Source organism: Chamaesiphon sp. GL140_3_metabinner_50 (genome assembly GCF_025361915.1).
Taxonomy (GTDB): domain Bacteria; phylum Cyanobacteriota; class Cyanobacteriia; order Cyanobacteriales; family Chamaesiphonaceae; genus Chamaesiphon.
Window position 1 is genome coordinate 1 of sequence record NZ_JANYJC010000393.1, and the last position, 10,186, is coordinate 10,186.

Annotated in this window: 11 protein-coding genes and 1 pseudogene; 4 read left to right on the forward strand and 8 right to left on the reverse strand. The window is 45.4% G+C overall.

Going from position 1 to position 10,186, the window contains the following annotated elements; genetic code table 11:
* The first annotated feature begins 101 nt into the window (after positions 1 to 101).
* Entirely contained in the window at positions 102 to 1,166 is a 1,065-nt protein-coding gene (gene rlmN, locus Q0R35_RS19325) for a 23S rRNA (adenine(2503)-C(2))-methyltransferase RlmN (protein ID WP_295622234.1), read from the forward strand.
* Positions 1,167 to 1,311: 145 nt separating this feature from the next.
* Here rlmN and aroH read toward each other — a convergent pair whose 3' ends face one another.
* Complete coding sequence (aroH, locus tag Q0R35_RS19330) at positions 1,312 to 1,677, reverse strand: chorismate mutase (RefSeq protein ID WP_295622236.1); 366 nt, start codon at positions 1,675 to 1,677, stop codon at positions 1,312 to 1,314.
* 50 nt (positions 1,678 to 1,727) lie between these two features.
* On the reverse strand, positions 1,728 to 2,549 hold the full coding sequence (sppA, locus tag Q0R35_RS19335; RefSeq protein WP_295622237.1) for a signal peptide peptidase SppA: 822 nt from the start codon (positions 2,547 to 2,549) through the stop codon (positions 1,728 to 1,730).
* Between the two features lie 248 nt (positions 2,550 to 2,797).
* Here sppA and Q0R35_RS19340 point away from each other — a divergent pair, with 248 nt between their 5' ends.
* Complete coding sequence (locus Q0R35_RS19340; protein WP_295622238.1) at positions 2,798 to 3,826, forward strand: DMT family transporter; 1,029 nt, start codon at positions 2,798 to 2,800, stop codon at positions 3,824 to 3,826.
* Positions 3,827 to 3,910: 84 nt separating this feature from the next.
* Positions 3,911 to 4,408 (forward strand): hypothetical protein, encoded by a 498-nt coding sequence (locus Q0R35_RS19345; RefSeq protein WP_295622239.1) that lies wholly within the window; start codon positions 3,911 to 3,913, stop codon positions 4,406 to 4,408.
* On the opposite strand, the gene menH is transcribed toward Q0R35_RS19345, so the two are convergent.
* Both menH and Q0R35_RS19355 read right to left on the reverse strand, forming a co-directional pair.
* Positions 4,376 to 5,170 carry a 2-succinyl-6-hydroxy-2,4-cyclohexadiene-1-carboxylate synthase gene (gene menH / locus Q0R35_RS19350; protein ID WP_295622240.1) on the reverse strand — a complete coding sequence of 265 codons (795 nt, stop codon included), beginning with the start codon at positions 5,168 to 5,170 and terminating at the stop codon, positions 4,376 to 4,378. The two genes, Q0R35_RS19345 and menH, sit on opposite strands and share 33 nt — an antisense overlap.
* Positions 5,171 to 5,341: 171 nt before the next feature.
* The gene (locus tag Q0R35_RS19355; RefSeq protein ID WP_295622241.1) at positions 5,342 to 6,808 is read right to left on the reverse strand and encodes a calcium-binding protein; all 1,467 of its coding nucleotides are present in this window, start codon (positions 6,806 to 6,808) and stop codon (positions 5,342 to 5,344) included.
* A gap of 326 nt (positions 6,809 to 7,134) precedes the next feature.
* On the opposite strand from Q0R35_RS19355, the gene Q0R35_RS19360 reads away from it, so the two are divergent.
* A complete protein-coding gene (locus tag Q0R35_RS19360) occupies positions 7,135 to 8,610 on the forward strand; it encodes a leucyl aminopeptidase (protein ID WP_295622247.1) in 1,476 nt (491 codons plus the stop codon).
* 98 nt (positions 8,611 to 8,708) lie between these two features.
* Here Q0R35_RS19360 and Q0R35_RS19365 read toward each other — a convergent pair whose 3' ends face one another.
* The 4 genes and pseudogenes from Q0R35_RS19365 to Q0R35_RS19380 all read right to left on the reverse strand — a co-directional run.
* Positions 8,709 to 9,005: a type II toxin-antitoxin system RelE/ParE family toxin gene (locus tag Q0R35_RS19365; protein ID WP_295622243.1), complete on the reverse strand. Its 297-nt coding sequence runs from the start codon at positions 9,003 to 9,005 to the stop codon at positions 8,709 to 8,711.
* Positions 9,005 to 9,280 carry a hypothetical protein gene (locus Q0R35_RS19370; RefSeq protein WP_295622244.1) on the reverse strand — a complete coding sequence of 92 codons (276 nt, stop codon included), beginning with the start codon at positions 9,278 to 9,280 and terminating at the stop codon, positions 9,005 to 9,007. The genes Q0R35_RS19365 and Q0R35_RS19370 overlap by 1 nt, the downstream gene beginning before the upstream one ends.
* 119 nt (positions 9,281 to 9,399) lie before the next feature.
* Entirely contained in the window at positions 9,400 to 9,849 is a 450-nt protein-coding gene (locus Q0R35_RS19375) for a hypothetical protein (RefSeq protein ID WP_295622245.1), read from the reverse strand.
* Positions 9,850 to 9,856: 7 nt separating this feature from the next.
* Positions 9,857 to 10,186: pseudogene (locus tag Q0R35_RS19380) on the reverse strand (hypothetical protein); the annotation flags it as partial.

A 10,186-nucleotide genomic window follows, 5' to 3' on the forward strand; every position in this document is an offset into this window, starting at 1 on the left:
ATGGTTGGCTGACTAAGATCTCACCAGATTGCAGATGCGCGTTCCTCTGTCATAGTATTCCCCAGTTCGCTTCCTTATCGATACCATAACTCTTCCACAACATGTCTGTCATTACTTTAGAACCGAACACTCAAAGCACAGCTACCCCGCTACTCGGCTTGAGTTTAGCAGAACTGACTACGTGGGTACAAACGCAAGGACAGCCAGCCTACCGGGGCAAACAATTATATCAGTGGATCTATCAGCAGGGCGCTAAATCGCTGGCGGACATCACCGTATTTTCTAAGCAGTGGCGCGAAACTGTCAAGGACACCCCGATCGGTCGATCGACGATCCATCACCGTGCGGTCGCTAGCGATGGTACGATCAAATACTTACTCAAACTCCACGATGGGCAAATTGTCGAAGCTGTGGGCATTCCGACGGCAAAACGGCTGACGGTGTGCGTTTCTTCTCAAGTTGGTTGTGCGATGGCTTGTACCTTCTGCGCGACGGGGATGGGCGGATTTACGCGCCATCTCCACCCGCATGAAATTATCGATCAAGTTTTGACAGTCCAAGAAGATTTTCAAGAACGCGTCAGCCATGTAGTATTTATGGGCATGGGCGAACCTTTGGCTAATTTAGCTAATGTCGTTAAAGCGGTGACTTGTCTCAATCAAGATATCGGAATTTCGCAGCGATCGATTACCATCTCCACAGTGGGAATTCCTGGTAAAATTTACGAACTCGCCGAGCATGAGCTTCAGGTTACCTTGGCTGTGAGTCTCCATGCACCCACTCAACGACTCCGCACCAAATTAGTCCCCACCGCCGAACATTACCCAATTGAAGAATTGCTAGCTGAGTGTCGAGATTATGTCAAAATCACTGGGAGACGGCTGAGTGTCGAATATATTCTCCTTGCAGGCGTAAACGACAACCCCAAGCTAGCAGCAGAATTAGCCAGCCAACTGCGTGGCTTTCAAAGCCATGTTAACTTAATTCCCTACAATCCGATCGACGATGCCGATTTCGAGCGTCCTACACCCAGAGATATTAAGGCGTTTGTAGATGTGCTAGAACATCAACACATCGCCGTCAGCGTGCGTTATTCCAAAGGCTTAGGCGCAACAGCAGCGTGCGGGCAATTACGTGCGAATCGCAAATTAGGGGATAGGGGATAGAGAATAGGGAATTAGGGGATAGGGAATAGGGAATTAGGGAATAGGCTTTTGAACTGCGTTCTTTGATTTTTAACTTCCCACACTTCCTACTTCTTACTTCTTACTCCCATCTCCCATCTCCCTTCTCCCATCTCCCCCCTCCCCCCTAGCTCACCAAACTCCGATCGGGGCGTAAATTACTCGCGCCGCGTAGATAAGGGTGGTAAACTTTAGCATCAGCGGGGAGATGGGCGTGAATTAGAAACCGAATGCAGCGGGCGAGACTATCTTCGACGTGCATTTGTTGAACGTCCATTAGGGCGACATCTCGCCAATTGGGATAGATGCGACGAGCGATAGCGGCGGGAAAAACCGCATCTAAATCTCTAGTCGCGGTAAAAATGACACTAATAATGCGATCGGGATCGATCCGATTGCGATATTCTAATTCTTGCAAGAGTTCGGTGACAGCAATTGCGATCGATGCCTCCGTATTTTCACTCGCTGTCGTCGCTCCTCGAATCGCTCTCATCTGCCACTCCACGCTGTCATCCTCCCCAAAATGTTAAATATCGATCCTGACTAGGGACGATATAACCACAATGGTTGTCCGCTAGTACTCATTTCAAATTGTACCCAATCTGCCGCAGATACTACTGTTGTGAACCCAGAAACTTGACTTTGTAAGATTCTACTCAACAGTGGCTTGCGTTCTTCGATCGTCTGAAGTTTCGCTTTGTCTGGATCTAACCCAGATAATTCTGCCAGCCATAGTCTAGCATCTTCTTCCGAACCCAAGCGATCGACCACTCCAAATTCTACAGCTTGTTCGCCCGTGAAAATGCGTCCGTCGGCAAAAGTTCTGACTGTCGCCGGATCGAGACGGCGAGATTCTGCCACTGTATTGACAAATTGCTCGTAAGTACTATCGATGAGCGTTTGCAATATTTGTTCCTCAGGCGCGGTCAACTGCCGATCGAACGATAAAATATCTTTATAAGGCCCCGATTTAATTACCTTAAACGATACACCTACCCGTTCGAGTAACTTCTCTAGATTATTTCCGCGCAGAATTACCCCAATACTGCCCGTGAGGGTGCCGGGATTCGCCATAATGTTCGGCGCACCCATCCCGATATATACGCCCCCAGAAGCCGAAATATTGCCATAACTGGCGACGATTTGGACTTTAGGTTGCAGCCGTTGGAGTGCCCGATAAATTTCATAAGAATCGCCAACAGTTCCGCCAGGACTATCGATTCGCAGCAATAAAGCCGGATATTTGCGCTCTTCAACTTCTCGCAGTGCTTTCAAAACGGCTTTGCGCGTACCACTGCCGATTGCCCCAGAAATTTCAATTCGGGCGATTTGTTTCGTAGCTTTTTGGTTGAACGGCCAGAACATAGTTAGGAGATGGGAGGTGGGAGGTTGGAGAAGTGGGAGTAAGGAGTAAGGAGTAAGAAGTAAGGAGTAAGAAGTAAGAAGTAAGAAGTAAGAAGTAAGAAGTAAGCACAGAACGCAGTTCCAACGCCTAAAACCTAAAACCTAAAACCTAAAACCTAAAACCTAAAACCTAAAACCTAACGCCTAGAAAACTAGCAGAGTTTGTGAAGAAAATATACAATTTGTTAAGAGCCGCAATTTAAGTATTCATGCAGTCATACAAGTCCTCATCCTTACTCAGCTTAACACCGATTTTATTGGTCTTGCCCTTTTTCCTCTGGGGGACTGCAATGGTAGCGATGAAAGGGGTGATGCCTCACACCACGCCTTTTTTCATGGCGGTAATGCGACTGATCCCGGCGGGGATTTTAGTCTTACTCGTGACGACGATTACCAAACGGCAACAACCGCAAAGCTGGCAAGCATGGGCGTGGATTAGCTTATTTGCCCTGATCGATGGCACGTTATTTCAAGGGTTCTTAGCGGCGGGATTGGTGCGGACGAATGCGGGTTTGGGTTCGGTGATGATTGACTCTCAGCCGTTAGCGGTGGCTTTGCTCAGTGCTTGGTTATTTAAAGAACGAATTGGGGCAATCGGCATCTGTGGTTTAATTTTGGGGGTGCTAGGAATTAGTTGCATTGGGCTACCCATTGAGTGGTTGAGTCAAGTTGCGACTAGTCCATTGACGAGTCAATTCGATCTGGCTGAATTATTTAATCGGGGTGAATGGCTGATGCTCTTAGCTGCCCTCTCAATGGCGGTAGGAACGATCTTAGTGCCATTTGTCACCAAACATGTCGATCCGGTCGTGGCGACGGGCTGGCACATGATTCTCGGCGGGATTCCATTAGTATTTGGTTCGTTTTATTTAGAGTCAAACCAATGGACGGCATTGACTAACTATGATTGGCTATCGATCGCTTACTCTACGATATTTGGGAGTGCGATCGCGTATGGATTATTTTTCTACTTTGCCGCGCAGGGCAATCTCACGAGTTTGAGTTCTTTGACGTTCTTAACTCCAGTATTTGCCCTGTTATTCGGGAGTTTATTTCTGGGCGAAAGTCTCGATTTACTCCAATGGTGTGGCGTTTGTCTGACTTTAGTGAGTATCTTATTAATCAATCAACGCGATTATATCTGGAGCCAATTAACTGGCGTACCGATGGTTGCCGATGATGCGATTACTCAGGATTCGGTCGAGTCGATCGTGAGTCCTTATCCACCTGAAGGCTAAAATAAGTTAATTGAGACGATCGGCTGGCGATTTATTAGCAGAGTAAGGATAGAGTGTTAATACAATTCAGCCCACCACATCCAGATGAATCCAAGATTATCGTGGAACCGAAAATTAATTGGCACTGCTTTGCTAGGATCGTTTTCAGTGTTCTGGTATCTCCTGATGGTAGCTATCTATTGGGAAACAGTCAGTCTTAAATGTCAGCCTAACCCAGAACTGGTAATCTGTACCATTACTGGCGAACCATATCCAGGTAGAATTAGAAGTATCGAAGTACCTAAGCAGCAATTGGCAGGAGTCGAAATTGTCGATCGACAATCTAGAGGAAAGTATCGAATCGGACTAATTACTAGAGATCGTCAAGAAATTCCGTTAACTAAACATTGGAATGGAGATGCCACGGCTCAGATCGAAACACAGCTCGGTCGAATTTCGGCATTTATCAACGATCCGAATGCTAAAACCTTAACTATCGAAACTCATCGCGATTTCCCACTATTAGCACTCGTAATGACAGTAGGTGTAATTGGTTTTTGCAGTTTATCTTTAAAAAGATTGTGGCTGGGATTTAAAACATAGATCGAGCCAAGTTTGTGGCTGTTGAAAGTGGATATTATGACTGCAATTAGGGACTATTTTAAAATCGATATTCGGGCATTCTCGCTCGATATTTTGACCGATCGTTACAAATTTAAAATCGAGTTCGCCAGCAATTAATAATATCGGTTGAGTTGCAGTTTTTAGCCTGTCGCCTAAATATGGTTGCATTCCCAAACCAGCATACTGTAAAGATTTAGCTAGGTTAATCGGTCGATTAGTTGCAATCCGACGATGAATTAAATCTAAAAAGTTTGGATGTTTTTCGATACCGACAAATAGCGGTTGTCGATACCAATTATTTACAAACTCGATCGAGTCCCCAGTTATTAACCGATCGATAATTTGTCGATCGTTTGCAATTCTAGCTTGTCGATCCGATGCAGTTGCTAACCCTGGAGATGTCGATTCTAAGATAACTCGATCGAACCTAGCTGAAAATTCGAGCGCGAGATATAGTGTCAATCTCCCGCCAAAAGAATAACCCGCGATCGCACAATGCTCTATATTTAGATCGTCTAATAACTGAATAATACCCCGTGCGGTATCGATAAAATTATATCCCGTTTCATCATGCGTCTGCGTTTTACCATGTCCGGGTAAATCGATCGCGATACAATAAAAATGCGATTTTAACAGCTCAATTACCTCGCAATAATCTTCACAACTGCCCATCCAGCCATGCAATAGTAATAGTGGTGGGGAGTCTCGATCGCCAGTTAAAGTAAAATGCCAATTATACATGATTGCATCTTAGATCGAAATATATATTAGTATTTTAGTGGATAGCTTGCACTGAGCGACAGCCGTAGCCTAGCGTCTCCGCAAGGAGAAGTGTGAATAGTGAATAGTGAAAAGGTGCTTCACTTGGAGGAATCCCAAGTGAAGCACCTTTTCAAGACCGTGAATCGTGAGCTAAATTACGACATCGGCGGTAGAATTAACACCAGAAAGGATATCGATTTTAGAGGCAACATCGACAGCAGAAGTAGCTACACCACCCATAATTGAAGCATTAACAGACATCGCTCCGACGCGGGAACTACTAGACTTACTCAAGGCAGCAAGATTCAAATCTGCGAGTTGAATTTTAGCAATCAAATCGCGAGTGTTGACATCCTTACCAGAGAATAAATCGATCGTATTCGCACCATCAAAAGCTAAACTATAATCTTTGAGACTGCCAATATCGATCGAGTCATTCAAGAGGTTAAAATCGGTAATGCTGGCATAATCATTACTACCATTACCCAGATAATAAGCACCATTACGATCGCCTAAAATAAACTTATCTTTCCCACCGCCACCAGTGAGCGTATCGACTTCGCCAACGCCACGAGCGGTGCTGTTAGTACCTGTAAGACGATCGTTACCAGTACCGCCAGTAATGGTATCGTTACCGCCGCCACCAGTCAATTTACCATTGCTATTACTCCCCACGATCGTATCGTTTCGCTTACCGCCGCTGAAGTTGACAAAGTTGACGACCTCATAGGCGATTCGATTGCCAGCAAAGCCAAAAAAATCAGTCGCGACCATTGAATTATTAGCTAGATTTACATCTATAATAGCTTCATTACGAGTGGCAACTTCCAGGGTATTTTCTTTGTTAGTTGCACCAATAATCTTGCGGTAGTTACCACCAATTTTATCGGTACCGATACCCTTGTTACCAATTGCACTGATATCAGCACTAGAACCACTTCTGCCGCCAACAGTAGACCATCCAGGCGAAATATTCACGGCATTACTCAAACTGCTATAGTCGATCGTCCGACCGGATAATTCATCGTTACCAATCGATCCAATAATTACACTACCATTACCAGCAGTAATCTTGTTATCGCGATCGTTACCAATAAATGTTCCCTGACTATTGAGAGTGTTAATATTATCAAAGTTCTGGAAATTATAAGTTACTGGGATATCGCCTGGTAAGCCAAAATAGGTACCCTGTCCGGTTGCTAAATTTAGATCGACTTTAGTATTACTAGTAATACCTCTAGATGGGCCAAAGTCATTAATAGTATTAGATCGATTGGGATTACCAATGAATGTTTCAATACTAATTGCGCTACCCAAAACGGCTTCTTCCGAAGGACTTGGGGCAGATCGTCTCGAAAAATTAACGCTGTCATAGCCGCCGCCATTATAATTCAAGAAAATGTCTTTATTTGTCTTGCTAAAGTCTAGAATGTCATTACCATTGCCACCATTGATGGTATCTTCACCAGTCGTCGCGAAGATGAGATCGTCACCGCCGAGTGCGTTAATAGTATCTCGACCACTATCGCTGGAGCCGCCTGGAGGTGGCACTGCAAGTGGATCTACACTCGTTCCTTGCAAAATGTCTGCGCCTTCGGTTCCGGTAATAATTGCCATATTGTTAACACCCTGTTGATGCGATCGGCATCCGTAATACGCGATCGTGTTTGAGGTTACTTTACCGACGATTCGATCGAATGTACATCAGCAGATTGACTAAGTTTGCAAAAAAATGCATCATCTTATACCAATCTGCGTGCATCGATAATTTGTGACCCGATTTACTAGATTTAACCTCACTTGCCACGGCATCGTCAAAAAGGGATGCTGCCGAGGATTGCTACAATTAGAGTGATGTCAGACTCGCTCGTCGAGTCAACATGAGGAAGCTCTCAGTGCAAAACTCCCCCACACGATTGAAATTACCCCTACAAAACGTAAATATGGATATTAAAGCGATCGCTACACCACGTCTAGAATGGACTGGAGATCTATTGGCGATTGGGTTTTATGAAGATGCTGTCGAACTTAGTGGCGATCTTGCCGAACTTAATACTAAATTGGCAGGCGTTATCGAAGCACTGATAACTGAGACTGAATTTAAAGGATCCAAATCTAGCAGCGCGGTAACTCGTGTCGGCGTGAATACCCCGATTCAGAAAATTATGCTCGTCGGTTTGGGCAAAGCTGCCGATGTCAAACTAGACACTTTTCGCAAAGCTGGCGCGACAATTGCCAGAGCCGCCAAACGCGAAAAAGCCAAAACCTTAGGCATCGCTCTTCCCGTCTGGAATAACGATGGTGCGACAACAACTCAAGTTATTAGCGAAGGCTTACTCCTCGCACTGCACCAAGATAATCGCTTTAAATCTGAAGTCAAACCCGAAAATCAGCTCAAGCTAGCTGAAATTCACCTGCTCGACTCCGCTGGGAACGATGCGGCGATTGCTAAAGCACAGGCAATTGCCGACGGGGTAATTTTGGCGCGGGAACTAGTCGCCGCACCTGCAAATTTCGTCACGCCGATGAGCATGGCAGAAACAGCAATCCAGATGTCTAAAGATTATGGGTTCGCACTCAAAATTTTAGAGCAAGCCGAATGCGAAGCCTTAGGCATGGGTGCATTTTTAGGCGTGGCGCAAGCTTCCGAAATGCCACCAAAATTCATCCATCTTACTTATACACCCACAGGTACGCCCCGCCGCAAAATTGCGATCGTCGGTAAAGGCTTAACCTTCGACTCCGGTGGTTTAAATATTAAAGGTGCGGGTAGCGGCATCGAAACCATGAAAATGGATATGGGTGGTGCTGCGGCAATGTTTGGAGCTGCCAAAGCCATCGGTCAAATTAAGCCCGATGTCGAAGTTCACTTCATTAGTGCAGTCACTGAAAACATGATTAGCGGTCGCGCCATGCACCCTGGCGACATCTTGACGGCATCGAATGGCAAAACGATCGAAATCAACAACACCGACGCAGAAGGGCGGTTAACCCTCGCCGACGCATTAGTTTATGCCGATAAATTGGGCTTAGATGCGATCGTCGATCTCGCCACCCTCACAGGTGCTTGTATCGTCGCATTGGGCGACGATATTTCCGGCTTATGGAGTCCCGATAAGTCCCTCGCCGACGGCATCCTCGCAGCAGCCGAACTCGCAGGTGAAAACTTCTGGCAAATGCCCCTAGCCGATAAGTACTTCGACGGCATTAAATCACCCATCGCCGATCTCAAAAATACTGGCCCTCGTGGTGGCGGTTCGATTACGGCGGCTCTATTCCTCAAACAGTTTGTTAAAGATACGCCCTGGGCGCATTTAGATGTCGCTGGGCCAGTTTGGAGCGACAAGGAGCATGGCGTAAATAACGCTGGCGCGACGGGTCATCCAGTCAGAACTTTGGTAAATTGGGTCTTAGGTTAGATTATTAGATTGAGTTCGATCGGCTCAAACGTATGTGGTGGGCAGTGCCCACCATCTAGACGATCGGTGATTCTCATGTCGTAAATGTTCATATCGACCTACTTCGATCGAAAGATCGCATCTAGATCTCTGTAACCGCTGACTACTTTGACGATCGCAATATTTTCGCCCTCGCTCGTATAAAAGACAATATAACTCTCGATAATAAATCCACGTAAATTTGGTTTGAGTCGATCGTATTTTTTGCCACTCAATGGGAATTTAACGACGCGCAAACACTGTTCTCTGATGTCATCGAATAAATTGCTAGCGGCATCTGGATTATCGATGGCAATTGCATCGCAAATCGATTCTAAATCTTGAATTGCTGCCTCTGTCAAAGAGTAAGTACCCACTACGTCCTCTCTCTGTAACCATCGACTCTTGCTTGCAGATTGGCAAAAACTGTTTCTCCATCGACAGTTTTACCCGCTTTTACCTGTTCTAATCCAATCTCGATCTCCGATCTCAATCGAGCGAGTTGAGATTGTTGAATATTGGTCAAAACTGACTCTGAGTCGGAATCGTTACTAGAATGAAGCGAATTAGCCAAATGAGTAATTAACTCAATTCTTTCATCTCGATCTAGTTGAGTAGCTTGTTGAATTATTGATTCTAGCTGAGAAGTCATAATTGTTAGATTGGGTCGATCCTCGCTCTATTGTCCATTGTAGCGAATGTTTGTGTGAGAATAGATCGGTCTGTCGATCGGCTGAAATCTACGCGAGAAGCAGTGTTCATCCAGCTTGGCTAGATATCTTGCCAGTCTCTTGCGTCAACAAATAAAGACAGGTGTTTGGGATTACTGGTAGCAACAATCGAGCGATATGCTTCACTACTGATGAGGATAGCTTGAGCGGCTAAAATCACATCTCCGTCTAAGGCTTTGTTATCTGCGGTTGGTTTGCCTTGTTGCCTGACTTGTGCCCACATTTGGGCAGCTTTGAGCATTACTTCGGTCGTAATTGGCAAATATGTAAGCGCAGATTTCAGCTCATCGAGTCGGCGAATACTCTTCATTTTATTGACTCTTAGCAATTCCCGACGAATTTCATAATCGATGATTTCAGGCAGAACCACATGGTATCCTCTGTCGAGTAAGCTCTGTAGCCATTGCTGACACTCAATTGCTACAGGAGTTGCTTTAGGATTGGTAATTAATCCAACTGGGGTGGAGTCCAGTAAAACAATTTGAGTCATTAGGTGCTCAGATCGATGTTCTGGGAATGGAGTTGATGATTTCTAGGACTTGTTGCTGTTCTTCATCATCGTCATCCGCGTTAAATTTGGCAAGCATGTCAGCAATTTGGACTTTTTGGAGATCGAGTGAGATTGGCGATCGATCGTGAATCCGATCGATAGCTTGCTGCCATTGCTGTTGGGAAGTGTTTGCTGGATTTGGCAGTGCTGCGCTGTGAGCCATTGCTGTATCGAGTGGAATACCCTCACCTCTATCGATCTCTAGTTGAGCTTCATCTATTTTTGCTCTAGTATCTTCTACCCATGCATCGTATTCAAGATACTGGGATGACAAAAG